This window comes from Paenibacillus glacialis (assembly GCF_001637205.1).
Taxonomy (GTDB): Bacteria; Bacillota; Bacilli; order Paenibacillales; family Paenibacillaceae; genus Paenibacillus_AQ; species Paenibacillus_AQ glacialis.
This window is the reverse complement of record NZ_LVJH01000007.1, coordinates 468086-494707: the sequence shown is the minus strand read 5'-3', so window position 1 is coordinate 494707 and position 26622 is coordinate 468086. Positions and strand designations below refer to the sequence as shown.

At 39.6% G+C, this 26622-nt stretch carries 35 protein-coding genes and 2 pseudogenes; 14 read left to right on the top strand and 23 right to left on the bottom strand.

Annotated features, from left to right (window positions below; genetic code table 11):
• Positions 1-23 precede the first annotated feature (23 nt).
• The 3 genes from PGLA_RS07685 to metH form a co-directional block, all read right to left on the bottom strand.
• Entirely contained in the window at positions 24-812 is a 789-nt protein-coding gene (locus PGLA_RS07685) for an HAD-IIA family hydrolase (protein WP_068531144.1), read from the bottom strand.
• Between the two features lie 416 nt (positions 813-1228).
• On the bottom strand, positions 1229-2158 hold the full coding sequence (rnz, locus tag PGLA_RS07680; RefSeq protein ID WP_068531141.1) for a ribonuclease Z: 930 nt from the start codon (positions 2156-2158) through the stop codon (positions 1229-1231).
• A 108-nt stretch (positions 2159-2266) separates the two neighbouring features.
• Complete coding sequence (gene metH / locus PGLA_RS07675; protein WP_425415361.1) at positions 2267-5659, bottom strand: methionine synthase; 3393 nt, start codon at positions 5657-5659, stop codon at positions 2267-2269.
• Positions 5660-5883: 224 nt separating this feature from the next.
• Between metH and PGLA_RS07670 the strand changes: the two genes are divergently transcribed.
• On the top strand, positions 5884-6426 hold the full coding sequence (locus PGLA_RS07670; RefSeq protein WP_068531135.1) for a cupin domain-containing protein: 543 nt from the start codon (positions 5884-5886) through the stop codon (positions 6424-6426).
• An 85-nt stretch (positions 6427-6511) separates the two neighbouring features.
• Here PGLA_RS07670 and PGLA_RS07665 read toward each other — a convergent pair whose 3' ends face one another.
• The 5 genes from PGLA_RS07665 to PGLA_RS07645 form a co-directional block, all read right to left on the bottom strand.
• A complete protein-coding gene (locus PGLA_RS07665) occupies positions 6512-6931 on the bottom strand; it encodes a FixH family protein (protein WP_068531132.1) in 420 nt (139 codons plus the stop codon).
• Positions 6932-7158: 227 nt separating this feature from the next.
• Positions 7159-7953: an HAD family hydrolase gene (locus PGLA_RS07660; RefSeq protein WP_068531129.1), complete on the bottom strand. Its 795-nt coding sequence runs from the start codon at positions 7951-7953 to the stop codon at positions 7159-7161.
• Between the two features lie 24 nt (positions 7954-7977).
• On the bottom strand, positions 7978-8517 hold the full coding sequence (locus tag PGLA_RS07655) for a hypothetical protein (protein WP_068531126.1): 540 nt from the start codon (positions 8515-8517) through the stop codon (positions 7978-7980).
• Positions 8518-8543: 26 nt separating this feature from the next.
• Entirely contained in the window at positions 8544-8789 is a 246-nt protein-coding gene (locus PGLA_RS07650; RefSeq protein WP_425415353.1) for a DUF896 domain-containing protein, read from the bottom strand.
• Between the two features lie 56 nt (positions 8790-8845).
• Positions 8846-9235, bottom strand: a complete 390-nt coding sequence (locus PGLA_RS07645) for a LysM peptidoglycan-binding domain-containing protein (protein ID WP_068531123.1) — start codon at positions 9233-9235, stop codon at positions 8846-8848.
• A 175-nt stretch (positions 9236-9410) separates the two neighbouring features.
• Here PGLA_RS07645 and lexA point away from each other — a divergent pair, with 175 nt between their 5' ends.
• From lexA to PGLA_RS28510, 5 genes and pseudogenes are all read left to right on the top strand, one after another.
• Positions 9411-10037, top strand: a complete 627-nt coding sequence (lexA, locus tag PGLA_RS07640; protein WP_068531119.1) for a transcriptional repressor LexA — start codon at positions 9411-9413, stop codon at positions 10035-10037.
• 118 nt (positions 10038-10155) lie between these two features.
• Positions 10156-10827 (top strand): pentapeptide repeat-containing protein, encoded by a 672-nt coding sequence (locus PGLA_RS07635; protein WP_068531116.1) that lies wholly within the window; start codon positions 10156-10158, stop codon positions 10825-10827.
• A 314-nt stretch (positions 10828-11141) separates the two neighbouring features.
• Positions 11142-11371, top strand: a pseudogene (locus PGLA_RS28825) (hypothetical protein); the annotation flags it as partial.
• A 132-nt stretch (positions 11372-11503) separates the two neighbouring features.
• Entirely contained in the window at positions 11504-11638 is a 135-nt protein-coding gene (locus PGLA_RS28515) for a transposase (RefSeq protein ID WP_161487857.1), read from the top strand.
• A 41-nt stretch (positions 11639-11679) separates the two neighbouring features.
• Positions 11680-11979, top strand: a complete 300-nt coding sequence (locus PGLA_RS28510; protein ID WP_145939504.1) for a hypothetical protein — start codon at positions 11680-11682, stop codon at positions 11977-11979.
• On the opposite strand, the gene PGLA_RS07630 is transcribed toward PGLA_RS28510, so the two are convergent.
• Together PGLA_RS07630 and PGLA_RS29370 are read right to left on the bottom strand one after the other, a co-directional pair.
• Positions 11930-12154, bottom strand: coding sequence for a hypothetical protein (locus tag PGLA_RS07630; protein WP_068531114.1), 225 nt, complete (start codon positions 12152-12154; stop codon positions 11930-11932). The two genes, PGLA_RS28510 and PGLA_RS07630, sit on opposite strands and share 50 nt — an antisense overlap.
• Positions 12155-12170: 16 nt before the next feature.
• Complete coding sequence (locus PGLA_RS29370) at positions 12171-12305, bottom strand: hypothetical protein (protein WP_281197268.1); 135 nt, start codon at positions 12303-12305, stop codon at positions 12171-12173.
• An 89-nt stretch (positions 12306-12394) separates the two neighbouring features.
• On the opposite strand from PGLA_RS29370, the gene PGLA_RS07625 reads away from it, so the two are divergent.
• Positions 12395-13075 (top strand): hypothetical protein, encoded by a 681-nt coding sequence (locus tag PGLA_RS07625; RefSeq protein WP_068531111.1) that lies wholly within the window; start codon positions 12395-12397, stop codon positions 13073-13075.
• Positions 13076-13404: 329 nt separating this feature from the next.
• Here the strand turns inward: PGLA_RS07625 and PGLA_RS07620 are convergent, their stop codons facing one another.
• Both PGLA_RS07620 and PGLA_RS07615 read right to left on the bottom strand, forming a co-directional pair.
• A complete protein-coding gene (locus PGLA_RS07620) occupies positions 13405-13641 on the bottom strand; it encodes a hypothetical protein (protein WP_068531108.1) in 237 nt (78 codons plus the stop codon).
• A gap of 177 nt (positions 13642-13818) precedes the next feature.
• Entirely contained in the window at positions 13819-13998 is a 180-nt protein-coding gene (locus tag PGLA_RS07615; RefSeq protein WP_068531105.1) for a hypothetical protein, read from the bottom strand.
• Between the two features lie 163 nt (positions 13999-14161).
• On the opposite strand from PGLA_RS07615, the gene PGLA_RS07610 reads away from it, so the two are divergent.
• Complete coding sequence (locus PGLA_RS07610) at positions 14162-14674, top strand: DUF3231 family protein (protein ID WP_068531102.1); 513 nt, start codon at positions 14162-14164, stop codon at positions 14672-14674.
• Positions 14675-14825: 151 nt separating this feature from the next.
• Positions 14826-15128, top strand: coding sequence for a hypothetical protein (locus PGLA_RS07605; RefSeq protein ID WP_068531099.1), 303 nt, complete (start codon positions 14826-14828; stop codon positions 15126-15128).
• 69 nt (positions 15129-15197) lie between these two features.
• Here the strand turns inward: PGLA_RS07605 and PGLA_RS07600 are convergent, their stop codons facing one another.
• From PGLA_RS07600 to PGLA_RS07585, 4 genes are all read right to left on the bottom strand, one after another.
• Positions 15198-15431 carry a hypothetical protein gene (locus PGLA_RS07600; RefSeq protein WP_068531096.1) on the bottom strand — a complete coding sequence of 78 codons (234 nt, stop codon included), beginning with the start codon at positions 15429-15431 and terminating at the stop codon, positions 15198-15200.
• A gap of 1 nt (position 15432) precedes the next feature.
• Positions 15433-15738, bottom strand: coding sequence for a hypothetical protein (locus PGLA_RS07595; RefSeq protein ID WP_068531092.1), 306 nt, complete (start codon positions 15736-15738; stop codon positions 15433-15435).
• Positions 15735-16016, bottom strand: coding sequence for a hypothetical protein (locus PGLA_RS07590; protein WP_068531089.1), 282 nt, complete (start codon positions 16014-16016; stop codon positions 15735-15737). The genes PGLA_RS07595 and PGLA_RS07590 overlap by 4 nt, the downstream gene beginning before the upstream one ends.
• Positions 16017-16345: 329 nt before the next feature.
• On the bottom strand, positions 16346-16816 hold the full coding sequence (locus PGLA_RS07585) for a hypothetical protein (protein ID WP_068531086.1): 471 nt from the start codon (positions 16814-16816) through the stop codon (positions 16346-16348).
• A gap of 211 nt (positions 16817-17027) precedes the next feature.
• On the opposite strand from PGLA_RS07585, the gene PGLA_RS07580 reads away from it, so the two are divergent.
• The 5 genes and pseudogenes from PGLA_RS07580 to PGLA_RS28820 form a co-directional block, all read left to right on the top strand.
• Positions 17028-17252 carry a DUF6199 family natural product biosynthesis protein gene (locus PGLA_RS07580; RefSeq protein WP_068531081.1) on the top strand — a complete coding sequence of 75 codons (225 nt, stop codon included), beginning with the start codon at positions 17028-17030 and terminating at the stop codon, positions 17250-17252.
• 28 nt (positions 17253-17280) lie between these two features.
• A complete protein-coding gene (locus PGLA_RS07575; protein WP_068531078.1) occupies positions 17281-17490 on the top strand; it encodes a DUF6199 family natural product biosynthesis protein in 210 nt (69 codons plus the stop codon).
• Between the two features lie 567 nt (positions 17491-18057).
• On the top strand, positions 18058-18264 hold the full coding sequence (locus PGLA_RS29530; RefSeq protein ID WP_068531075.1) for a DUF6199 family natural product biosynthesis protein: 207 nt from the start codon (positions 18058-18060) through the stop codon (positions 18262-18264).
• Positions 18265-18662: 398 nt separating this feature from the next.
• Positions 18663-19031 carry a hypothetical protein gene (locus tag PGLA_RS07565; RefSeq protein WP_068531070.1) on the top strand — a complete coding sequence of 123 codons (369 nt, stop codon included), beginning with the start codon at positions 18663-18665 and terminating at the stop codon, positions 19029-19031.
• Positions 19019-19605, top strand: a pseudogene (locus PGLA_RS28820) (site-specific integrase); the annotation flags it as partial. The gene PGLA_RS07565 and the pseudogene PGLA_RS28820, both read left to right, overlap by 13 nt.
• Before the next feature lie 74 nt (positions 19606-19679).
• On the opposite strand, the gene glnA reads toward PGLA_RS28820, so the two are convergent.
• The 7 genes from glnA to PGLA_RS07525 all read right to left on the bottom strand — a co-directional run bounded on the left by glnA (position 19680) and on the right by PGLA_RS07525 (position 26559).
• A complete protein-coding gene (glnA, locus tag PGLA_RS07555; protein WP_068531064.1) occupies positions 19680-21008 on the bottom strand; it encodes a type I glutamate--ammonia ligase in 1329 nt (442 codons plus the stop codon).
• Between the two features lie 82 nt (positions 21009-21090).
• Complete coding sequence (locus tag PGLA_RS07550) at positions 21091-21501, bottom strand: MerR family transcriptional regulator (protein ID WP_068531060.1); 411 nt, start codon at positions 21499-21501, stop codon at positions 21091-21093.
• Between the two features lie 81 nt (positions 21502-21582).
• Entirely contained in the window at positions 21583-22836 is a 1254-nt protein-coding gene (locus PGLA_RS07545; protein WP_068531057.1) for a methionine gamma-lyase family protein, read from the bottom strand.
• Between the two features lie 67 nt (positions 22837-22903).
• Positions 22904-24202 (bottom strand): GTPase HflX, encoded by a 1299-nt coding sequence (gene hflX, locus PGLA_RS07540; RefSeq protein ID WP_068531054.1) that lies wholly within the window; start codon positions 24200-24202, stop codon positions 22904-22906.
• A 65-nt stretch (positions 24203-24267) separates the two neighbouring features.
• Entirely contained in the window at positions 24268-25260 is a 993-nt protein-coding gene (locus tag PGLA_RS07535) for an AAA family ATPase (RefSeq protein WP_068531051.1), read from the bottom strand.
• Positions 25261-25345: 85 nt separating this feature from the next.
• Positions 25346-26005, bottom strand: a complete 660-nt coding sequence (locus tag PGLA_RS07530) for a YdcF family protein (protein WP_084410827.1) — start codon at positions 26003-26005, stop codon at positions 25346-25348.
• Positions 26002-26559: a ribonuclease FAU-1 family protein gene (locus tag PGLA_RS07525; protein ID WP_068531048.1), complete on the bottom strand. Its 558-nt coding sequence runs from the start codon at positions 26557-26559 to the stop codon at positions 26002-26004. The genes PGLA_RS07530 and PGLA_RS07525 overlap by 4 nt, the downstream gene beginning before the upstream one ends.
• Positions 26560-26622 lie beyond the last annotated feature (63 nt).

Below are 26622 nucleotides of genomic sequence, written 5' to 3'. Positions count from 1 at the left end.
TTAATGGATTATTTAAATTTCATTTAAGAAGTCAGGAACTTTAGAAGCTCATGTAAGTCTTTACAAATGACATCGGGTTCTACCCCTGTAGACTGTATATGCTGCTGCAAGTTATTTTCCGTTGTAATTCCTGTAAGTACTAACACGGTTTCACACCCAGCTGCTGCGCCGGCAGCAATATCAGTACGAATATTATCACCAATAACGATCACTTCAGATGATTCCATACCCAATATATCCGTTGCATAGGTCATTAAATGACTGGAAGGTTTACCAATGACGATAGGCTTCACGCCAGATCCAGCTTCAATTGCAGCAGCAATCGTGCCTGCACCTGGTATTTGGCCATTATCAGAAGGAAGAAGTAAATCAGGGTTAGTAAGAATGGACTGAGCCCCTTCACTAATCCAACCTATCGCTGCAGATAAAGAATGATATGTAAAAGTTCGGTCAATTCCCTGTACCACATATTGCGGAGAGGTTTGCACTTCTTGTAATCCAGCTTCCGATAAAGCGTGACGTAGACCGTGTTCTCCGAGAATAGCCACTCTTGCGCCTGGTGATTCATTAGCGATATATTTTGCGGCTGCTTGTGATGATGTGCAAACATCGTGAGGAGAAGCCTGTATCCCCATACAATTTAATACGTCAGCTACATCTTCTGCTGTTCGCGATGAGTTATTAGTTACGAACAAATACGGAATATTCAACTCTTTCAACGTATTAATAAGTATATCAGCGCCTGAAATCATATGCTTCCCATGATACAACGTGCCATCTAGATCAATTAATAGACCTTTAGACTTTTTCATTTCTAAGAAACATCCTTTCAACGTAAGAGCAATGAATGTGTCACTCGCTATTTAATTAACTGTATAAATCATTAATCAAATTGCTTAAATATCTGTAATATCCATTTACTCAGGAATGTTACACCTTTATCCGTATAAATGAACTGAAGTTTACACTCACAAGTTCAATCTTTATCATTTCAGATCGCAGGAAATATTTCAATATATAAAGATAACTTTACTACTTAACGAATCATTATTTTCTGACAGTTGAGGGTTATAACACCACTTATCGCATCATTTACACTCATCATTCGTCACATATTATCGAACTATAACCGAATTCCCTAGCGTTTTTATGGAACCCTGTGTCTAAACTTGCGCTTGCCCGGAAAATAATTGATGTGTACTTCACAATACTGTACACATCAATTATCTCATTGTATACGTTCAATTGGAAGGATGTGAAATTCCTCTGCTAACATTGTATTTGGGAAAATTTCTTTAGCTTCATCAAGAAGCTGTCCAAGTTGTTCTAGATCTTTATATCGTGAACTAAAATGTGTCAGAACAAGACGTTTAGCTTGCGCATCTTGTGCAGCGTTAGCGGCTTGAGTTGCCGTACTGTGATAATACTCGTAAGCAGTCTCTACCATCTCATGAAGGAATGTAGCTTCATGAACAAGCATATCCGCCCCCTTGGCTAACGTTACAACTGCAGGACAAGGCCGTGTATCTCCAAGAATGGTTATGATCCTACCCTTTTTCGGCTGTCCCAACACATCTTCTGGTCGTATAATCGTTCCATTCTCTAGTTCAATACTCTCACCAGACTTGAGCTTTCCATACATCGGGCCTGGTCTGATTCCGTGCGATTCTAGAAGTGGCAGATTAAGACTTCCTATACGATCCTTCTCAGTCACACGATATCCATAGCTGTCAATCCGATGCTCCAATAGTTGTGATTCAACGATGAATCCCTTATCTTCAAAGATAATCCCACCATCATGCTCCACTACTTCCAATACATAATCCACCCGAGACTGACTCAGTCTCATGGTCGTATCTAGAAATTCCTTAATACCACGAGGTCCATATACCGTTAATGGCGAAGTTCCACCTTGATTATTTCGACTAGCAAGTAGTCCAGGAAGTCCAAATAGATGATCGCCATGTAAATGTGTTATAAATATTTTCTCTAGCTTGCTGAGCTTTAATGAGGATCGAAGAATCTGATGCTGGGTTGCCTCCCCACAGTCAAATAACCAGAAACTGCGTCTTTCTTCAAATAAACGAAGTGCGACAGAGGTCACATTTCGTTGCAGTGTTGGAACACCTGCATTCGTACCTAGAAACAATAATTCCATGCTTCTAAACGTTCTCCTTTCAACAACCCAACATTAAGATCCTCCGAAATATCGGAGGATCTTATGTTGATATGTCCTTGTAGTATTTACTTCATATTTAACGTTACTCTATAATTTTTCAACATTGAAATATTGGGCTTGTGGATGACTAAATACCATTGCTGATACAGAAGCTTCCGGTTCCATCATGAAGCCTTCCGTCAACTCAATACCAACGTCTTCGGGTTGAAGAAGCTTAAATAATGGTCCTTGATCTTCCAAATCTGGACAAGCTGGATAACCAAAGGATACTCTGATACCTTGATAACGAGCACCATGACGTTTCTTCATCGTCATATCAGCTGGATCAGGGAAGCCCCACGAATCTCTCATCATATGATGGATACGTTCAGCCAATCCTTCCGCTGTCTCTAGCGCAACTGCCTGCAATACATGTGAACGAAGATAATCTCCGTTATCCTTCCATGTCGTAGACAATTGTTGAACACCATGTCCTGCCGTTACAACGAGGAAGCCAACATAATCCATAATTCCACTCTCAACGGATTTCAAGAAATCAGCTAGACAGAGATAAGGTTCTACCTTCTGACGAGGGAACGTGAACGTGTGTAACACTTTCGAATGATCTTGTGGATCATAGATAATGATACTATCCCCTTGAGATTGTGCCGGGAAGAAGCGATATATCGCATGTGCTTGAATAATCGCATTTTCTCTTGCCTCTTTGAATATTGTGTCAACCGTTGCCTTAAGTTCCACAGCCTTCGCATTACCTTCAGCTAATAGCTGTTCCACCGATCCACGTAACCCCAGATGGTGACCTAATAACATCTGCATATTTACATAAGGAAGAATATGAGATATTGGATAATTACGAATAACGTGACGTTCTGTATCCGGAGGTATTAGTACAGGATTATCCGTTGCAATATTAGACTTCACTGCACGAGTCAATACTGGTAATGGCACGCTCTCAAGACTAGCAGCTAAGATCGCCTCTTGTTCAACTAGCATATCTGTAATCATCACTTCACGTAGTTCTGGGTCCATGAGTTTGTTCGCGATATCTAACCCATCCATGGCATCCTTCGCATAGACAACCATACCATCATACTCAGGTTTAATACGTGTTTTGGTAAACTTACGCGTAAGTGCAGCTCCACCTACCATGATTGGAACATCAATGTCTGCGATCTTTAAATCCTGAGCCGTAACGATCATTTGCTGAGCCGACTTCACAAGTAATCCAGATAACCCAATAATATCTGCTTTCTCATTTCGATAAGCTTCTATAATCTTATCAGGTGGTACTTTTATACCCAAGTTTATGATCTGGTAACCATTATTAGAAAGAATAATCTCAACTAAGTTCTTTCCAATATCATGAACATCGCCTTTGACTGTTGCTAAAATGACCTTCCCTTTAACGCTACTCTCATCCTTCTCCATGAAATCTTCAAGATACGTGACGGATGCTTTCATGACTTCAGCACTTTGCAATACTTCAGCTACAATAAGCTCATTATTATTGAAAAGTCTACCAACTTCGGCCATTCCAGTCATTAGAGGGCCATTAATCAATTCTAGTGCAGAGTATTTATTCAGTCCTTCTTCCAAATCAGAAAGTAGTCCTTCTTTCGTTCCTTCCACGACATAAGAAGCAAGGCGTTCTTCTAACGTAAGATTAGAGATCGCTTCTTTTTTGACGATTTTCTTTTCTCTGAAAGCAGCTACAAAATCAGCAAGAGTCTGATCATTCGTCCGATAAATAAGATCTTCTGCAAGACGACGTTCCTCTTGCGGTATAGAAGCGTATCTTTCTAGCTTTTCCGTGTTCACGATAGCATAATCAAGTCCAGCTTTTGTACATTCGTACAGGTATACTGAATTTAGTACTTCGCGCCCCGCATCCGGCAAACCAAAGGAGATATTACTTAGTCCAAGAATGGTCTTAGCCTGAGGGAACTTCTCCTTAATTAACTTAATCCCCTCTATCGTCTCAACAGCAGAACCGATGTACTGTGGATCACCAGAACCTACTGGGAACATGTTAGGGTCAAATATGATATCCGATGGATGTAAGCCATACTTATTCACAAGAAGATCATACGAGCGAGTTGCCACTTCAAGCTTAGCTTCACGTGTTACCGCTTGCCCACGCTCATCAATTAAGATACAGACCACTGCTGCTCCATATCGATGTATAAGAGGAACAACGGATTCGAACTTAGATTCACCATCTTCAAGGTTAATGGAGTTAATTATCGCTTTCCCTTGAGAATATTGAAGACCTAGTTCGATAATGTGATCATACGTAGAATCGATCATCAGCGGAGCTTTGATTTTCTTAGCAACCATAGGAAGGAAATGATTCACAGCGAATTCCTCATCAATATCCGTATCCTGAAGGTTTATATCTATAATTTGGGCTCCACCCTTAACTTGAGAACGTGCAATTTCAGAAGCCTCATCAAATTTCTCTTCCTTAATTAGACGTTTGAATTTCCGGGATCCCGAAATATTCGTGCGTTCTCCGATCATGATTGGACGATTATCCTCTTCAACAAAGACTGCATCAATACCCGAGACCGCTGGAGGATGTTCCCCATACACACGACGAGCTTCATACTTCGAAAGCGTCTCTGCCATGACTCGAATATGTTCTGGTGTTGTTCCGCAACAGCCTCCTGCGATATTCAACCAACCATTTGCAGCAAAATCAGCGATCTTAAAAGCAAGTGATTCAGGTGATTCGTGATAATTCCCGTTCTCATCCGGTAGTCCTGCATTGGGATAACAACTCACAGCTGTTTTTGCCATAGTAGCAAGCGAGCGGATATGATCTCGCATAAACTCAGGTCCCGTAGCACAGTTAAGTCCAATAGAAATAGGATTTAGATGCTCCAATGATAAATAGAAGGACTCGATGTTCTGCCCCGCCAATGTCGTACCCATCGGTTCTATCGTACCGGAGATCATAATAGGCAACGTCACACCACTAGTTTCAAAAGCATTACGAATACCAATACTTCCTGCCTTAACATTTAATGTGTCTTGACTCGTCTCTAACAAGAGCATGTCCACTCGACCCTCGATCAAAGCTAGAGCTTGTTCCTCATAAGATTCAATTAACTCCTTAAAGGTAACTCCACCCGTTACTGACAAGGTCTTCGTCGTAGGCCCCATTGCACCAACAACATAACGTGGTTTACTATCCGTACTATATTTATCTGCAGCCTGGCGTGCAATTTCAGCAGCCTTAAGGTTGATTTCCCGAGCCTTTTCAGGTATGTCATAATCAGCAAGTACAACTGAAGTCGCACCAAATGTATTGGTCTCGATCATATCTGCACCTGCAGCCAGATACTCTTCATGGATTCGTCCAATAACATCTGGACGGGTAAGAACTAACATTTCATTACAACCATCCAACTCTTCTCCACCAAAATCTGCTGGCGAAAGATCCTCTTGTTGGATCATTGTCCCCATGGCACCATCCATAATGAATATTCGTTCTTTTAAAGATTCTTCAAGACTCTGTATATTCAACACAAATCCCTCCCTGCAAAACGTTAGTTCTTAGTTTAACAGAATACCTTACAATATAAAACAACTTTCATGGTATTCTCTATATGGGAGAAGGATTTCTGCAAATCAATCATCGACAAAGAAATCATCCTATATTATAATACTAATTAAACCAAGTGGGAAAGAAGGGTTATCAAATGGCTGAAATCGTTATTAGAAACACGAACGAACGCATCACTGGAGAAGAAAATGTCCGTACTTTTTTACAGAATCAAGATGTTATTTATGAAAGTTGGGAACCCGCTAAATTACCTGAGGAATTACAAAACAATTTCATTTTAACCGATGAACAGAAAAATACGATTCTACAAATTTATGATGCGGAAATTAAAGACTTGGCTGCACGTCGTGGATATAAAATCTGGGATGTCATCACCCTTTCTGATTCAACTCCGAATCTGAACGAGCTTCTTAACAAATTCGAAGAGGTTCATACCCATACAGAAGATGAAATTCGTGCCATCGTGTCTGGTAAAGGTATCTTTGTCATCAAAGGTGCTGGTGATATCGGTTATTTCGATGTTGAGTTATCTGCTGGAGATGTTATCTCTGTACCAGAGAACACGAATCACTTCTTCACATTAATGGATAACCGTCAGATTATAGCTGTACGCCTCTTTATCGAAGAGAATGGTTGGGTATCATCACCGGTAAATGATCCTGATTTTAAGAAAGCTTAATCTTATACATCAAACTTCAAAGACAACCCCACCCTTCCGAATATTGGAAAAGTGAGGTTGTTTTTTTCTCTTGTGTAGCGCTTACTCAGTCCGTAACTGTTAGTTCTTTCTTAGGCATCGTATGCATAGGCCCAACCGTTACATGAGAAGTGATACTATACTTGTCCGCTTGATCAAAGCTTGTCTCAAGAACATATTTCCCGTCACCCACATGTGTTGCAGGCGTCTCAATATGTTTTCCATTTACAGCCGTAGGATTGATCTCAATGATGACTTTATCTGCATCGGTAACGTTCTTGTTATTCTGCGTCACTAGAACCTCAATCATCACTTTCTCCTTCACTTTAACTGGATCCGGTTGAATACTTAAGTCTACGACCACTGGCGATAACGAACCATCATTCACCATATCCATTCCTGAGTGATCATGGTTGTTATTACTACAACCCACAGCCACCAATAACATCAACATGAATAATCCTGTACCTACGATTGTTCTTTTCATTGATTTGCCCCTTCTAATAACAATTTATTATATAATATCAAACTTTTTTGAACTAGATCCACTCATCAATTCCATTATATAACTCAAAATCCATCAGAACGATTGATTTATATACAATATTGTGACATTTATCATATCAATAAAAAACCTTTAACTCTACCGCAACAGAGTTAAAGGTTAATTTAACGAAAACGTAAGAACGATTCGATGGTTTGGTGAAATCACATTTAAGAGAATTGAGAAATGATCTCGTGTAGTTGTGAAAGATGCTCAATTTCGAAGTTAGGTACAATTTCAGGATCCTTAGGTTTGCTTGTTCTATTAATCCATACCGTCTGAATTCCTGCAGCTAGACCACCACGGATATCAGTCGTTAACTTATCACCAACCATAAGTGCTTGATCATTAGTTACACCTAAGGTAGATAGGGCATGGTTAAAAATAGAAACATCAGGTTTACCTTTACCGAATTTACCTGAAATGATGATCTCATTGAAATAAGGAGCTAATTCTGGAACGCCATCCAACTTCTCTTGCTGTAATGCTGGACAACCATTCGTAAGTAAAAGCAACTTCACTTTCCCACGCAACTCTTCAAGCACTTGAAACGTTTCTTCATATACATGTGGACGAGAACGTCTTTCAGCTGCGAATTGATCCGCAAGTTCAGAAGCTAACTTATCGTCATCTATACCCATTTTCAAAAGACCAAGTCTCCATGCTTCTTTACGGTACGTAGGAACAATTTGCTCTAACTGACGAAATTCTGATTGTTCCCCTGCAGTAAAGTTCCCCCACAGTCCTTCAAAAGGATTAATTCCAACCATTGTAGTAAATGGATAGGTTTCATAAGACTCATAAAGCGTTCTAGCTTCACTTCTAACGGCTTCTTCTAATTGAGATGGATCTATTCCCGTAGCGTCAGCAGCTCTCTTACAAGTGGCTTCAAAAGATTCCTCCACACTTCGATCATCCCATAATAAAGTGTCATCTAGATCAAACATAACGGCATTTATCGACATCTCTCTAATTCTCTCCCTCACCCATTACTTTTCGAAAGGTATGTTGTTAGCTTTGGCGAATTCTTCCAATCGCACTCCCATAGCTTGAATATCATAGCGGTTAATGAGGCGTGTAAATACCCAATTACCACCTTTGCCTTTCTGTTCAATCACGACAGAACCTTTAGCTACTTTAATGTTTGTAATGCTTGTTGCTGACACATTACGAACTCTATTTAGCCTCGTCGTTTGTAAAGTATCTTTACCAACAAGCAAGTAAGGACGTCTAAAATAAATGATAACACCCAGAAGGATGTACGCTCCCATGATTAACCATGTCATTGTAGGTGTATTTATACCTTCACCCTTATTAACCGTGCTTGAAGCAACTCCGAGAAGTCCATATAAACAAGCAAGTAAGACTAACACAACAGGAAGAGCTATTTTACGCCCCTTAAATGTATCTCCACTCACCACAGATCCAAGATCTGAAAAACTTGAAATACTTGATTTACCTTGCTTCTTACGTTGCTTATTAAGCTGGTTTTTATTTTTCTGTACCATTCTCTCCCAAGAACGAGCCATGCCTTTGTCCCCCTTATAATGTAGGTTTACTTATTTCCATCCTGTTCAGAACCCGGTACTTCATCTGTGAATTCAATAGAATCCAACTGTTGACGGAAATTGTTACGAATGTTCTGAAGGTAGTTTTCACGAAGACGAGCACGCTCTTGCATTTCATCATCTGTTAACCCAACTGTTTTATGCTTCTGGGCAAGTTCGTTAATGCGTAATACCAAGTTGTCTATATCCATAAACTTTCCTCCATTCATGACTAACAGTACTAACTTTGCCATGATAAAAAGAGCTTGTCAAGGATTCCTCCTCGCCAAGCTCTATTGAGAGTTCTCATTCAGTATTGAGGTAATGAGAGCACCTCTCCAGCCATAATTCTACCGTTAGATAAATCATTTAAATGTTTCATTTCTTTGATATATACGCGAGTATCCATCCCAGCAGGTTTCTCCTGAACAGCAATCTCCCAAAGGGTATCTCCTGGTTGAATGATAAGATGTTTCTCTTCGCGAACTTCTACAGCAGAATTAGCAAATGCACTGACCATTCCTGTGCATCCTACAGTAAGTAATAACAACATCCATATCAATCTCTTGATCAATTGTTGTGAAATAATAGCACTTACTCTTACCCTCCATGCATATGTATTATTAATACGTGTAAGTGTACGTGTATGTGTGTCACTCGAAGGTCCATGAATACTCTCGTAAGTACTGAATCTCAACATATCAATACCATCTCCCAAACGTTTGTTCTTGTTATTGAAATAACTATAACACGAACACTTGTTTTGTTCAATAGATTTTAGAACAAATGTTCTTGCTGATTTAGAACCTACGTTTGTGCGAACGGAAGTTCTATGTTATAATTTCCCGAAAGTCACTTTAATGAGGTGGGTAAATATGTCGAAGATATCTAGCCGACAACAAGCTATACTAGAATTCATACGTAACGAAGTACGTACTAAGGGATATCCGCCATCTGTACGTGAGATCGGAGAAGCGGTAGGACTAGCTTCCAGTTCAACTGTACACGGACATTTGGACCGCTTAGAAAAGAAAGGCCTCATTCGAAGAGATCCAACTAAACCACGAGCGATAGAAATTTTGGGACAAGAAGACTCTGAGAATGCTCATCTTTTCACTCATGATGTATCCCGTGTGCCAATTGTTGGTAGAGTGACCGCCGGTATACCTATTACTGCAACAGAGAATATAGAAGATTATTTCCCGCTGCCCCAACATTTCGTGGGTGACGAGAAAGTGTTTATGCTCAATGTTATGGGAGATAGTATGATCGAAGCTGGTATTCATGATGGAGACCTTGTCATTGTTCGCCAACAACAGACGGCTGATAACGGAGATATCGTGGTTGCGATGACTGAGGAAGACGAAGCTACGGTCAAGACCTTTTACAAAGAGAAGGACCATATCAGACTCCAACCTGAGAATCCAACCTATGAACCTTTACGTTTAAACCATGTAACGATCCTAGGTAAGGTCGTTGGTCTCTTCCGTGACATTCATTAAGCTCTTATTATTTCAATATTTTGTTTTAACGATAGATTAGGATACGGTTGCTTACCATGAGCTGTATTCTTTTCTTTGGTTAGTGCCCTAACTTAATCTACAACGCGAGGTGGTACCCATGAAGACTAAGAAGTTAACGACTAAGATTGAATCACCCAAAATCCCTTTGGATTTACCAGATAAATCTGCCGAAGCCATGGATATTCAATCAGAGGATTGTATCGAAAGAGGAAAGTTTCAGGATTGCTTCTTAGACAATAAAAGCTTTGACCATGTCACCTTTGATGAAGTTATATTTAGCAACGTGAACTTTTCCCATTCTAAAATCACTAATCTGGAACTAACCGATGTTATTTTTGACAAATGTGATCTTTCTAATGCAGATTTCAGTAACTCAAGCATCCACAGAACAGAGTTTCGAAATTGTAAGATCATTGGGATGGATTTGTCGGAATCCACGATTAGAAACGTCCTTTTCACGAATTGTTTAGGGGAGTTTTCGAATTTCAGGTTTGCTAATATGAAACAGGTGAACATCGAAGATTGCACATTCTCTAGCACAGACTATTGTTATTCCACTATGAAGCAGGTCAATTTTGTACGATCAAATATTGATCAATCACAGTTCGCTGGTGCGAAACATAATGGACTTGATTTCAGTACATGTGAGTTCTCTTCATTAAGTATTAATCTGGATGATCTTAAAGGTTGCTCGATTTCCAAACATCAAGCCTATGTATTTGCAGGTCTATTGGATCTTGTAATTAAAGACTTGGACACTCCGGAATAAGTATCGTCGAATCGAAATAACCACGTTACATCCCTTTGCCCTTCTACATAGAATAAATCGAGTTTCTACGGTTTCGTTAGGAACTCGATGCACTCCTCTTCTATACATTACATACATATCTTTTTAAGAAGACTAAATGAATATGAAAGTACAGTTCAAAACTAAATCAAGTGCTTAAATGAATGGAATACCTTCGATAAAGGATATCTGTACAGTGAGGTATTGTCCTATTAGTTACTTCCATTTTTCATTGAGGGCATTATAGGGCTGCAAAAGGTAATCTAGTAAATTCTAAAAGGAGTGTTCTATTGACTATTCGATGGCATCGTGACGATCTCTATTTTGATACATTGCGGGAATCGGAAACCTGGGCAGATTCCATAGCCAATGAATTCTCCTGCAGACTAATGAAGGTTACATCACACCGGATTATAAAATAGCTTATGCTCTCTCATTTATATTAGCTTCATTCAAGCAATTCAGGGTACATACTGAAAAATCTGTAACTGATGATCACAATTTTATTTATAAAATATGGGTAAGTCTTCAAACATCATCTCCGTATAATAAAAACCCAAACACCATATGGTGTTTGGTATTATCCCTTTTAAGTAAACACTCAAAAAAAACCGCATGTTATCATGTGGAGAAGAGTGAACTTGGAGGGGATATTTTTATGGCTAAAAAAGGACAAGTATTTCAACAGTATACGGATGATTTCAAATTAGAGGCAGTAAAAGATTACATAGAAGGATCATCGAGCTATGAAGTTGTAGCAAAAAAGTTAGAAATCAGAAATTCCACATATTAAAGGAATGGGTAAGAAAATGGCTTCATGGGGAGAAATTCGATGTGCGTAAGGGGCAATCTAATCCTCTTAAAGGACGTCCCCGTACAGTATTTGACACTGTAGAGGAAGAACGAGATTATCTGAAAGTACAGGTAGACTTCCTAAAAAAGCAGTATTCCAAATCTGTTAAAGGAGGCATTCTCAGTCAGCAAGACAACTATCAAGTAATTGAAGAACTTCGTAGTCTACACGGTGTCTCACGCTTACTAGCCATTGCAGGTATACCCAGAGCCAGCTACTACAAATGGCGTGCTACACGGTCTCAGCATCATAAGCGGACATTCCATTTTCTATCTGTTTGAGGGAAAACTCATAGTTCTTAATGACATCTTCCATACCTGTGTACTTTCCTAAGATCCATTTTTTTTTTCGAATATCTTCCTTATCAATATCATCGAAAAGTGTTACTTGGATGATTTTTCTGTTATCCTCTGCTTCCTCATCGTGTTTATTTAGAATCACTACTTCTCTACCCATGGATTCACCACTCACTTTACCGTTTATTTACTTGGGATTCTAAGTTATTATCTACATTCTTCGCTTCCCACTCTAGCCATTCTTGTCCACGTCTCACGCACTCTTCAAAGTCCAGATCGAACAGATCATAATCATCAATCTCATTTTTCATGATTGGTTTTCTCCTTTTTAAATAATTTACATATTGAAACTTCCATAATATTCATTCGTACTCATATAAATAGAAAGGATGAGAGAATATTGTCGAACGCAGTTGAGTTTATCGTTAAAACCAATATCTTATTTGAATATTACAAAGATGAATTATTAACTTCTAAGCTTATTGCAAATAACAGAGTAAGGATATGGGCTATCTTCGCATTATTTTTTATTTTCTCTGGCGTTATTCTTTTACTTTTGAATTTCCTTTTTAAGAGTAATCCGATGCTATTTATTACTTCTTTGGGCTCAACGTCTATAGGTATCTATCTAACGAAAGTAGCAATTAAAAAATCAGAAGAACTTTCCCGTAATAGTTATCCCGAATACGACTCTCTCAATCAGGATGATTTTATTCAAGCATATAGATGTGACAAAATTAGAGAAAAAATAGTAGAATTAGAAATTCCTATATCTGATCAAATTCTAGGTGAGATAATTAATTACTATGAAAGAAAAGGCGAAACCATTAAATTAAACAAGTGGTGGCCTATTACTCTAGCAATCGTTATTCTCCTCCCCCTTTGGAATGAGTTTATTAGTCATCTATTTGATTTTGGTATTGGTAGTTTTATGTTTATGTTTTTATCAGTAATTGGATTGTTTTATATTTCTACTTTTATTACTGGTCTGCTAAAAACTTTTTACTTGTCTAAAGCTAACGAATATAAGAATTTAGCAGAATCAATGAAATTAGTAAAAGTATTACTATTGAGGGAATGAGCTATTATTCCTTCTTCCTATCTACGGGGTACAGGATGAAACGTACTTGACGAGCATTTAAATAGCAATCATCAAGGTGTTTAGATATTCCATCATGCTTAGAGTCCTTGATGATTTCTTCTAAATATTCCGCTATCTTCTCTCGTTCACGTTTCAGATCAGCTATCACTTTCGATTACGTCTGGTACTTTTGCTCACTGGCTGTGTGTTTGCATATCCAGTGTGCGTTATCTTCTTTTAGCTATTTGATTTCGCCCTGTAGCTTTTCGATCAATCCGTTTGCATAACTTAATGTTGTGGCGTATTCAGGATCGCTTTCTAGCTGGTCTCTACTCATTAGGGATTACCTCCAAATCATCAGGGCTTACGCGAATGGTGAATGACGATTCCTCGAAATTAACACATACGTCAATTCCTCTGACTTCCCCAATCCCATAATCACCATTCATAAAATGGAACTTTTCAGAATCTTGTGTTTTTGCCTGTTCTTGGCTTGTTTCGTTTGCCCTAGTATCCAGCCATTCTATAAATTTGCCTGCATCTATCATCCTTGTTTGTGTATCCATGGGATACCTCCATAATCATGTGTCTTGGTTGCATTTCGCCACAGTGAGGACAAATAAATGTGTTGCTGTATTCTCCTTCTTCCAACAATGAGTGATCATAGTATTTCTGCGTCTGAATATCCCAATCAACCGCCTTGGATGATTCATGACATACACTACAAACTATGGGTTTATTCATTACTCTCTAACCTCCTTAACGATACCTGATAGTACAAAAGCAATTTCCTGAGTTTTATCTGTTATCTCGTGTCTTGTTTTTCCTTCAAGTAAGAGTTTTTCTATTGCGTATATTAGTAATACATTCCCTGGTACTGCATCCAATATGGCTTTTCCACTTATCGGAACTGTTTCAGGCATCCTTTACACTCCTTTTAGGGAGAGAGGTTATACCTCTCTCCCCTTAAATGCTTTATACGGCTTGGGTTGATTGATTTTGTTGGGTCACGATCTTACATTATTTAATTTTTTTTGGACACAATAACATCTGTGAAAAATTCATGAATAGAAGGAGCCAAATTAAATGGGTATTTTAAACGGCAATCCGAAAGATGAACCAATGCATTATGGTGAGATCAATAGTGTATGGCAGGGCTCTATGGTTGCCAGAGGTGCGGTGTCATGCTACCAAGCATTTTTATACCACGCTGGTGACAAGGACCTTAAAAAAATACTAGGCGATCTTATTGATCAAGCAAAGCTAGAGATCAAAGAATTTGATAAATTGCTTTCTGATAACGGATTAGCTCCCGCACCAATTATGCCTGAAAGACCACCAGTAAAACTCGAAGACATCCCTGCTGGCGCAAGATTTACTGATCCTGAAATAGCTGCAAAAATTGCGGCAGATATCTCTGTCGGACTTGTCGCTTGTAGCCAAGCTATGGGTCAATCAATTAGAGTGGATGTTGGTGCTTTATTTGCTAAATACCATCTCACTTTAACAGGCTTTGGAGTTCGGATACTCCAGATGAACAAAGAAAAAGGTTGGCTTATCCCTCCTCCTCTTCAAGTGAAGAGACCTGAATCTAAATAAATCTATTTTATAGTCCTGCTCATTGAGCAGGATTTCTTTGTTTGGGAGTCCGATTAAATATCCGTAGATTCTCCAAGGTATTTCAATTTCATCAATTATTATATTTCTTAATGTAATGAGCATATTATTTAAAATTTGTAGGAGGTTCTCTATGTCTAAAGACGATGGTTTTATCAATGAACAACGAAGGCAGTACACCGATCTTGCAACCGTAGAATCCCAACGCAATGACTTAGTTGCAGAAGAATTCTCAGACGGACCATATGGTTCACCCGTTAATGCGGAAACGTTAGGCAAAAGTACGCCATGGCGTAGTGATCAACGACCTCCTAATCGATTTGATTACGAAAATCGAGAGTTGCATGCAGGAAACGAACGTGAATATCCAGGCGATGAAGGGCAAGGCAATGCAGCCTTAGAAACTTTCAATGACCCAGAAGCTGAGAAAAGTTGATGTAATCTCCCAGCCGATCGTTCCCCAACATTACTGGCTGGGAGATACTTAATGTCAGTGGCGACCGTATCAGGGTTTAAACTTGCCTATTTCCTCTTTGAAGCGTCGCTTTATAAATGTGTAATGTCGTTCATTCCTGGCGTTAGGAAGTCTATTTTGAAGGTATTCAGGTCCAACATGATTTATTGAGTCTGGAGGTGCACCGAACCAAGTTTCAGAAGTGCGCTTCTTACCATCCGTGAAGCTACATATAACTCCGCCGCCCTGTTGGTTAGCTCTTATATCAAATTTCAGTCGTGCCATGTTACACCGCCTTTATAGTCAGATAAGTAGCTTCTGCTCGTTGTCGTGGAGTGGCTTGGAGTAATTGATTTAAGTAATGCAGATTAAAAATATAATTTTCTTTAAGCTGGTAAAGTGGGAAGTCCCCATTTACGACTCTTATTAAATTCTCAGCGTATTCTCTTGGCTTTCTTTCTATAGCCTTTGCCTGTACCTCAAGAGAGTCCTCTAAGCTTTGAGTTGGAGATGCCATCCTATCTGTAATCTCCAATATTTCCTCATCTAGTTTTTCGTCCGACCACGCCTGTACACTCTGTAACTGTGTCATGACTCTACCTCTTCCTTAATCACCTTCAAGGCATCTACCAATATGAATCTCACTGCAAGCGGCAGATTGTTACACATGCGATCGTACGCTTCTTTTAGTGCCTTCTGTAGTTTAACTACCTGTCTTTGTGATTTTTCATATTGCTCTTGCCATTCCGCGTTAGCTCGATAGGTTTCAAATTTTAAGTCAGTTTGCTTTATTATTTCAGCGTCCTTATCGGTTATGGTCTTCTGTGCCTCTGCCAACTGACCCTCTGCTGCTATAGCCCTACGTAACATGAGGTGCTACTACGTCGAATACCATGTCTACCGGTTCATCGGAACCTTTAGGCATCAATGTCATTATTTTTAAATCTTCGTGTAAATCACGTTTCATCTCATCCATCCGTTGTTATCGCTCCTTTATGGTTATATATTTGGTATAATCAAACCGAGGTGAAAATGATGAATGGTAAAGTATTTGTTACTATAATGGTTATTGTTTTGCTGGTAATTGGCGCTTGTTCTTTAGTCGTAGCGCAACTTATTACAGATCTTGGTCGCCCTAATAATATTTAAAAGTTGTGCTCTCCTAGGGTATGGGTTATATATTCAATACAGGGTGTAACCTAAAATAATGTGAGCTGTTCATATTCCACTGTTATTGGTGGAATTGACGTGATTATCTGCGCCTTGCTTGGTTTCAGTTTCTTCTCGAAGTCCCTTATGTGCCACTCTGCAAATAACCGATCTTCCTCACAATTTTCCCACGTCCAAGCCATCCACTGTGGATATGCTGGTGAACCTTTAGGCGGCTGTGTCTGCCGCCACCATCCCGATACAGAAAGCTGATACTCTCGCTCAATACAGTCATAATTCGCATTACTTTGATCAGTGGTAAAAGTTCCTAAGTGATATGGATTAGGTGATTTACGTTTATCTTTAAGAATGCATCGATAGAAGAATATTTGTTTTGAATACAATGAAATTACACCTTGATATGCAACCAGATCGCCAGCACTTAGATTGGAATGGTTCTGTATTCTTAAGATCCCAGTATCTGCTCCAATCCAATCTTGGTTAAAAGATAATTGTTCCATTTACATCACCCCAATGTTCCAGTTTCCTTGCAGTTTATGCCGGAACACTCCGGGCATGCTGGCTCTTCTAGATCGTCCTCAACAGCAAACTTACGACCACACCTGTCATTCTCACATTCGTACTTGATCCATTCCATGTGTGTGTGTCTGTCTCCCTTCGTCTGGAACTATTTCCCGAATTTTGCGTCATATCTACAAAGGAGTTGATTTAATGCCAGGCTTAATGCTCATTTTCATGGTAATTGTAGCAATCGCACTCGGTTTACTTAGTATCTTTAATCCTTCATTCGCTTGGAATTTCAATGAAGGTTGGAAGGTAAACGGTGATTCCGAACCAAGCAGTACCTACTTATCCGTCACAAAATTTTATGGTCTGATTTCTTCACTTTTTGGTTTGCTGTTATTAATATCTGGAATTTTAAAGCTGACGCTTTAATGGATATGCCTACAAAGGAGTTGATCTAATGTTCATTTTTAATTTATTACTTGGTAGTGCAGTGATTGCTCTTGGTATTTTTGCTATAAAGCATCCAGATTCATGGTGGTTCAGGAACCTGTTTGACGACCGCGAACCTAGCGATTTGTTGATATCGTATACAAAATTTGCTGGCAAAATAACTATAGGAATTGGTGCATTTATTATCCTGATAAGCACACAATATGTCTTTATATAATGTCACTCAGCTAATAGTAATGGCATTTCGTGATGGATCATCAATGTCTGTCTTCCTCCCTCTAGATAAATCCAATTTATGGTATAGTATTAATTAGATTGGAGTTGATCTTAATGACTAAAAATACAAGAAAATTTCTTTATCGATTGCAATTAATGCTTCAATTAGTAGGTTTGGCTTTAATACTATTCGATTCAAAACTCTGGATGTTTGTCGCTTTCTCGACTTCTATAGTGATAAATATAGTTTTGTTTATTGTTAAACAAAGGGATTAACGATGTCGTTCTTTTTGGGCTAATGGGTCTTTTCAAATGACTCAAAGGGATATTTAATTGAATAACATACTAACCAAGCTGTATTCCGAGTATCTTCTTATCCCACGGGTATTCCGCCTATTAATTTTGGATGCATTGTTTATCTTGTTGGGTGTGCTAAATTCTCTTTAAGCAGCGCCTCTTTTATCTCTTTTAACTTATCCATGTATATTAAGCTCCTTATAGATGGACTTTTTGCTTTTTTTGTAATTTATCACTACAATTTGCGTTATCTTTAAAAGGAGATGATTGTGTGATCTTTATTGGGACTTTATTAATTGCATTGGGTTTGTTAAATATTTTGAATCCAACTTTCGCTTGGAACAGGAGCGAAGGTTGGAAGGTAAACGGTGACACTACACCCAGTGACGCTTATATAGCCTCAAGGAAGTTAATTGGGATCATTGGTTTAATCATTGGGATCATGTGTTTGTTAATTGGTATCCTTAAACTGTTTTAATTAATGGGTTGGCTTAATAACCTTTGATTGGTCCAGAGCGTCTTTTCACCATCTTTTTGAGATTGCGTTGTTGTGTGCTGCTTGAACGAGTTCATTAATAGATTTCATATTTATTCCTCCATAATTTGTATTTATAACTACACCAGTTCTATTTTTGGGTATATAGATCCCGAAAGTAACAACGTATTCCCCAGAGTCAATCATCGAAATATCCATAGCCAAAAGGTAATCCTTGCTTCAGTTACGCCGAATTAATTGCATCACTCATCATGTTTTCAAAAATGGCTATTTCTTTTTCATCCATACATTCTATTAGTCTGAGTTCTTTGGCTTTCAATGAACGCCCTACTGCAATTGTGATGAGTTCAACAACCGGACTGATTTGGTGAAAAGGAGTGATGGTGACAACATTATTTGGATTAACCAATATATACCTACTTCTATCGAAAAACATTGGTCTTAGCCGAAGAACTCGGACACCACCCACGAGCGGTAGCATCCTAGATCAATCCAATCTCCAGAACCGCGAGCAAGAGCGCACTGCTAGAGCATGGGCCTATGAAAAACTCGTGCCTCTAACCTCCATTTTACAAACCCATAAAGATGCTATCCGCAACCGGCATGGACTTGTGGACTATTTAAATGCTACAGAAGAATTCTTAGATTCGGCCATTCAGTACTTTATAGAAAAGTACGGTTTACTCATAAAAGTTGAGGATTTCCACATTTGTTTTGAACCGCTTGGTGTTTTAGAATGGCCAGTATAAAAAAACATATCACAAGTTGGGAATATCGTTTGAAGTCACAGCGTGGATTTCAACAAAGAAAGAGGCACAAATTGCCGCAGTTAAAGCAGAAAGAAAAAACACCCTTACATCGCACCAGTATAGTATCAATAATCATATACTTCCTTATTTCAAGGATATTTCACTTAATGAAGTGAAACCAATCATGACCAAGAATTTATTAACGGACTTTTTGCCAAAGGTTACATTCATAGAACTGTCGAAATAGTACATTCCACAATGAATAATGCCATGAAAAAAGCCGTTATACTTTATAAAATCGAACAAACCCTTATCAATTTCCAAAACTCTTGATTTTACCGCAAAGGATTCAGAAGAATTAATGGGAGATCCTAAAACATTCGATTCAACACGAACTCTTTTCAATGCTTTTTCCCAAATACTCAAACGAGCAAGCATTCCCTCCCTACCTATCCATTCCCTTCGTCACACATCCGCTGTCATGCTTTTGGAATCCGGTGCTGATATGAAATATGTTCAGGAGCGGCTAGGACATGGTAGTATTCAAATTACATCAGATGTTTATGCCCACATATGATGGCTCCAAAATAATTAAATGCTCACAAAAGAAAAACCCCCAACGCTTAGAGCGTCAAGGGTTTGGAGGACCTAGTACAACGTCATATATTGATCGCGTTCCCATTGGTGAACCTGAGTGCGGAACATATCCCACTCAATTTCTTTAAGCTCATAGAAGTAAGCTAGAGCATGATCACCAAGAGCTGAAGTAATAACTTCGGAACGAATAAGTTCATTCAAAGCTTCTTTAAGGTTGGATGGTAAACTTGGAATACCCTCTTCAATACGTTCTTCTTCCGACATCACATAGATGTTGCGGTCGATTGGAGGTGGTAGTTTAGTTTCATTTTTGATTCCATCTAGACCTGCTTTAAGCATAACAGAAAGAGCTAGATAAGGATTCGCTGCTGGATCCGGATTACGTACTTCAACACGTGTACTGAGTCCGCGTGATGCAGGGATACGAATCATTGGACTACGGTTACTTCCAGACCAAGCTACGTAACAAGGTGCTTCGTAACCAGGTACAAGACGTTTATATGAATTGACAGTTGGGTTCGTAATAGCTGCAAATGCGCGCGCATGCTTCAGAACACCAGCCATATAGTGGCGTGCTGTTTTGCTCAATCCTAATTCGTCACTTTCATCATAGAAAGCATTCTCATCTTTAATAAAGAGCGATTGGTGACAGTGCATACCTGAACCATTTACTCCAAATAGAGGTTTAGGCATAAAGGTCGCATGTAGTCCATGTTCACGAGCAATGGTTTTGACAACCAATTTGAACGTTTGGATCTGATCCGCCGCTTTAATAGCATCTTCATATTTAAAGTCGATCTCATGTTGTCCTGGAGCTACTTCATGATGGGACGCTTCAACTTCGAAGCCCATTTCTTCAAGTGTAAGAACGATTTCACGACGACAGTTCTCACCAAGATCCATAGGAGAAAGGTCGAAATATCCACCTTGGTCATTCAACTCAGTCGTTGGATTGCCTTTTTCATCTGTTTTGAATAAGAAGAATTCAGGTTCTGGACCTACCATCATAGATGTATAGCCCATTTCTTCAGCTTCCTTCAAATTGCGTTTCAAGATACCGCGTGGATCTCCAGCAAATGGTGTTCCGTCTGGCATGTAGATATCACAAATCAACCGAGCGATTCGATCTTCTGCTACCCATGGGAATATAACCCAAGTATTAAGATCAGGATACAGATACATGTCTGATTCTTCAATACGTACATATCCTTCAATAGAAGAACCGTCAAACATCATTTTGTTATCTACGGCTTTCTTCAGTTGACTTACAGGGATTTCTACATTCTTAATCGTCCCAAGCAAATCAGTAAACTGTAAGCGAACGAACCGCACATTCTCTTCTTTCGCCATATTCAAGATATCTTCTTTTGAATAACTCACAGAACCTCTCCCCTTTTCTCCTAAAAATACTTATTTTATTTGATGGAATGTCAACCCTGTTTCAACAGGGAATGATAATCCCTCATTTATTAAAAAACCGTGACAACTCTCCTTGAATCAATGACACCTGCCCCGGTCTTTTACCAGTTACAAGTTGCTGCTTAAGTAAACGATGAAGTTGTGAATCAGTTAGTTCTCTACGCTTCACTTCAGTATCTGGAGTCATAACTGTCGCTTCTTCAGACTCTCTCATCACCGGGTTCATAACTTGCTTAATACCAGCGATATTAACACCCTTCTCAATAAGAGCCTTTATTTCAAGCAGTCTTTCCACATCGTTAAAAGAAAATAAACGCTGATTCCCAGCTGTACGTGCCGGAACAATCAACTGATGTTGTTCATAGTAGCGAATCTGTCGTGCTGATAAATCAGTCAACTTCATAACGATACCAATCGGGAATAAAGCCATATTTCTACGAATTTCATCGCCCAAGACTCATCAACCTTCCAATGATCTAATATTTATCATTGTAACAACTCTCAATACCCGGTGTCAAGGACATGTCAGATAAACTCACAATAAATTCCTGTCTTTCATCACTTGGATCGTTTTAAGCACACCATATTTCACATGAGCATAGGTTAATCCGCCTTGCATATACCCTATGTAAGGTTCTCGAATGGGTGCATCCGCAGATAGTTCTAAGCTCCCACCTTGAATAAAAGTACCTGCCGCCATAATGACAGGATGTTCGTACCCAGGCATTTCCCATGGCTCAGGAACAACGTGGCTATCCACAGCCGCTGCTAGCTGAATGCCTTGAACAAATGCAATTAAATGCTCAGGTCCTGTGAAGGATATCGCTTGAATGAGGTCAGTACGTTTCTCATGCCATGCAGGTTTAGTCACAAAACCAACCTTTTCGAACATGGCTGCTGCAAATATACTACCCTTAATAGCTTGTCCCACAAGCGTAGGCGCTAGGAACAAACCTTGATAGATCCCTCTTGTCGTTCCCATCATTGCTCCTACCTCGCCACCAATACCTGGTGCTGTTAGTCGATAAGCCGCTAATTCAACAAGCTCTTTCTTACCACAAATATATCCACCAGTCTCCGCAATGCCACCACCAGGATTCTTGATTAAAGAACCTGCGATAAGGTCGGCACCCACATTGGTAGGTTCATACTCCTCCGTAAATTCGCCATAACAATTATCGACGAATACGATGAGCTTTGGATTAATTGCTTTTATACGCCGAACCATCTCACCGATCTGCTCCACTGTGAACGAAGATCGCCAATCATATCCTCTTGAACGTTGGATACCAATGACTTTCGTAGCTGGTGTAATTCCGTTCTCAATCGCAACCCAATCTACATTCCCGTCCTCTTGCAGTGCTGCTTCTCGATAGGTGATTCCGAAATCTAATAGCGAACCATGACCGTCACCTGCTGCACCAATTACCTTATGAAGCGTGTCATATGGACGACCTGTTATATAAAACAATTCATCTCCAGGACGTAACACCCCAAAGAGTGCTGTAGAGATCGTATGCGTTCCTGATGCAAAATGGGGTCTGACGAGTGCCGCTTCAGCACCAAATACATCCGCGTATACTAAATCCAGCACCTCACGGCCTCTATCATTGTAGGCATAACCTGTGGAACCGGCAAAATGAAAATCACTTACATGATGATTTTGAAATGCGTCGATAACTTTCCACTGGTTGAGGTCTACGATATGATCCACAGTCTGTATTCGATCTTTAATCTGATGTTCTATCGCAATCATCTCTTGCTCTATCTCTTCCGTAAATCTTGCCATTTCTTTTCGATTCTCCCTTGCTGTCGTCCGATCAGTATTATATTATCATGTACTCTATACAATCATTCTAGGTATGTGATACCTCAATATAATCTTGTAGCAAATAGCCATTTTTCTCATAATCATCTTTGTGGAGTAGTACCTCATATAGTGAATCACTACCGTCAAACTCTTGGTTAATGATTTCTCCAACACGATACAACAAAGATGCTAAATCTCCACGATTCGCTGGGATTCGGAAGGTAATGGTATCCCCCGTTAACGTGGTCTGAATGGCATCACGTATCGCTAGTAAGTCAGCTTCTTCAAATGCACTGATCGTCAAATGCCCTTCACCTGTATTTAGCATTTGTAATTGTTCTGGTGTACAACGGTCCTTCTTATTGTAGAGGACGATTTGTGGCTTGTCAGATGCACCTAAGTCCACAAGAATAGACTGAACCACCGCCATCTGGTCTTCTCTCATTTCTGAAGAAGCATCAACGACATGAAGGATCAGATTCGCTTCATTCGCTTCTTCCAACGTAGCGCGGAAGGCAGCAATGAGATCATGAGGTAGATTCTGAATAAATCCAACAGTGTCCGTAATCACCACTTCTTTACCTGTAGGTAGTTCTAACACGCGAGATGTCGGATCTAAAGTCGCGAACAATTGATCTTGAATATATACTTCTGCATCCGTCAGTTCTTTCAGTAACGTTGATTTACCGGCATTCGTATATCCAACAAGAGCCACTTGAAAGACACCTGTTTTCTGTCTACGTTCGCGGTAAAGTGTCCGATGACGTGTAATCTCTTCTAACTGATCTTTTAAATCGTTAACACGGTTTCGAATATGACGTCTGTCCATTTCAAGCTTACTTTCACCTGGTCCTCTAGTCCCAATACCACCACCCAGACGAGAGAGGTTAGTATTATGTCCAGAAAGTCGTGGCAGCAAATACGTTAACTGCGCCAGCTCAACTTGAATAATACCTTCACGTGTGTTAGCTCTTTGTGCAAAAATATCGAGAATTAGCTGGGTCCGGTCAATAATCTTAACATCTAGACTTTCCTCTAAATGCCGAACCTGCGCCCCAGATAGTTCATGATCAAATATAGCTGTTGTGGCATCTACCGCTTCCATAGCCATCCGTAACTCTTCTACTTTACCTTTCCCAATAAAAAATTTAGGATCAGGTTTGGCAAGATTCTGACTAATCGTATCCATCACTTCTACTCCTGCTGTTTCAGCTAACTGCACTAATTCATGTAGTGAGTATTCCGGATTGATCCCTTTTTTCTTTACTGCGTCTGTAACTAGGCTGACCAGTACTGCCCGATCTGGAATGTCTGTTTCTGTATCAAACGTGATGTTATTAGCCATGAATTAAATTACCCCTTTATCTGCTTTGAATATTATGATGTGTGGTTTCGAACCACCAGCTCGAGTCATATACTCGAGCTGGTCTTTGATTCAAACCTGAAATCTTCCGTACGTAGTGTCATCAGTTCTTGCTTGCCAGGATTACTACTTTCATATTGATTCAAAAGTCGAACCGCATGATTACGTATCGATTTCTCGATCATATTGCGTACATATCTTGCATTGCTAAATGCATGTAAACTTTCGGCCTTTTCCTGTGAAATATGTTGTCTTAATTTAAGTATCGCCTGTGGCATGAGAATATACTCTCGATCCCTTGCCATCAGTTCCGAGATTTGAATAAGCTGATCAATCGAATAATCAGAGAAGTCGACCTGAATGGGAAAGCGGGATGGCAGTCCTGGATTGGTCTGTAGAAAGTAATCCATCTCTTCGCAATAACCAGCAAGGATGAGGATGAATTGATTCTTATGATCTTCCATTGCTTTCACCAATGTATCAATCGCTTCTTTACCGAAATCTTTCTCCCCACCACGAGCCAAGCTATAAGCTTCGTCAATGAAAAGAATGCCGCCCATCGACTTTTTGACAAGATCTCTTGTCTTCTGTGCCGTATGCCCAATATATTCTCCAACTAAATCCGCACGTTCTACTTCAATAAGATGACCCTTGCTGAGCACACCCATCTTTTGAAATATTTTTGCAATAATTCTCGCCACGGTTGTCTTCCCTGTTCCTGGGTTGCCTTTAAATATCATGTGATACACATGCCCACCACTTGCCAATCCCGCATCCGAACGCATCACAGCAACCTGAAGAAGCGCATAGATTTCAAACACTAACTCTTTAATGTTATCTAACCCTATAAGTAGTTCTAGTTCTCGTTGAATTTCTTGATACAAACCTTGTTCAGGAATACCTTTCGGTACCTTCGAAGACTCACGGTCAGGGATACCCTGGTTCTGTATCGGTGACTCTTGGTTACGTAAAACAACATTGATTTGTCTAGATGGCCTGCCCTCAGGCTGGCCGTTCGAGGCCATGACACGCCCGCTCATGCACCATCACCTCATTATCTACTGGGATGATATCTCTATTCAATGTATTCAACTTTACGTAGAGTTATTAACAGTTTCGATTGATTTAAAATCCGAGCCTTAACATCCACTCATCTAACTTCCACTTCGAATAGGCTAGAATTTCTCTACTCTTATGATAAGACATCGAAAGAACCTCTGATTGCGTCGTTGACAACAATGGATGGTCATATTCCAAATATTCTGCAATCTCGAGAGAACGCATCCCGTGGTATGTATGAGTTATGATGACAGCAGTATTCCAACCACGATCTTTCATAATGAGTTGGCTGAATTTCAAGTTCTCTAACGTACTCGTTGCCTCGTTCTCCATGATAATCGCTGCATCTGATACACCGTGGTCTAATAAATATTGGCGCATTCCTTCAGCTTCGGTATATCGAAAATCCGGCTGATCTAGTCCCCCACTTACGATAATACGATCGAACTTCCCGGCATGATATAGCTTCAGTCCATAATCCAGTCGTTCACGAAGGCTAGGGCTTGGAGAATCACCCCACATAGAAGATCCAAGAATAATTCCAACATCCACCGATTGACTTGAATCGGAGTGTTGTACACTATTAATCTTCCATAATACATAACCTGCCCAAGCAAATATCAAGAGGCATACGATTAGAATAATGACTAGAAATCTCTTAATTAAACGAGAAAGAGACCCTTTTATGCCATTCCCAATCAACGATGTTTTAGTAATAAGAATCATGAGTTCCTCCTGAATTCACCGTTCTCAAACAATTGTTTGCGGTGTTCAATAGACATCAGGAAATAGGGGAAGTGATCGGAGTCAATTTCATCTAGCAATTGATTCGCCGTTGACACTGCTAATTCATAATCACCATTTGTGATATCGTTACGATTTAGTGCATCATCTAGCTCGTCTTCATCCAGTAGAAATACTTCACCATTTCGAAGTACAACAACATCTAAATACAAATCATCAAACCAAGGAACCCCTTGTTCCGTTACTCCTTGTGTTTTACATGTATCAATATACCATTGTATAATTTCTTGCTTCTCATCAAACATCGCCGTCACGATATAATGGCTGTTCTTTGGATAATATTGCAGCCAAGAATATCCTTTATCCGCAATCCGATACGTATTACTGCCATAGGTTTTCCATAGCGGTTCCTTTAGGTTATAAATGGTATATAACGTAATATAGCCTGTAAACCTCTTGGTCTCTACATAACGGCAGGTAAAGCGGCGGCGTGATATTCTGCGCCAGTTCGCACGATCCCCAAATTTACGTTTCATGGAAATTACCCTCTCCAGTATGTTAGCTACAGCTTAACACATTTGTGAATTACACTCAAAAGA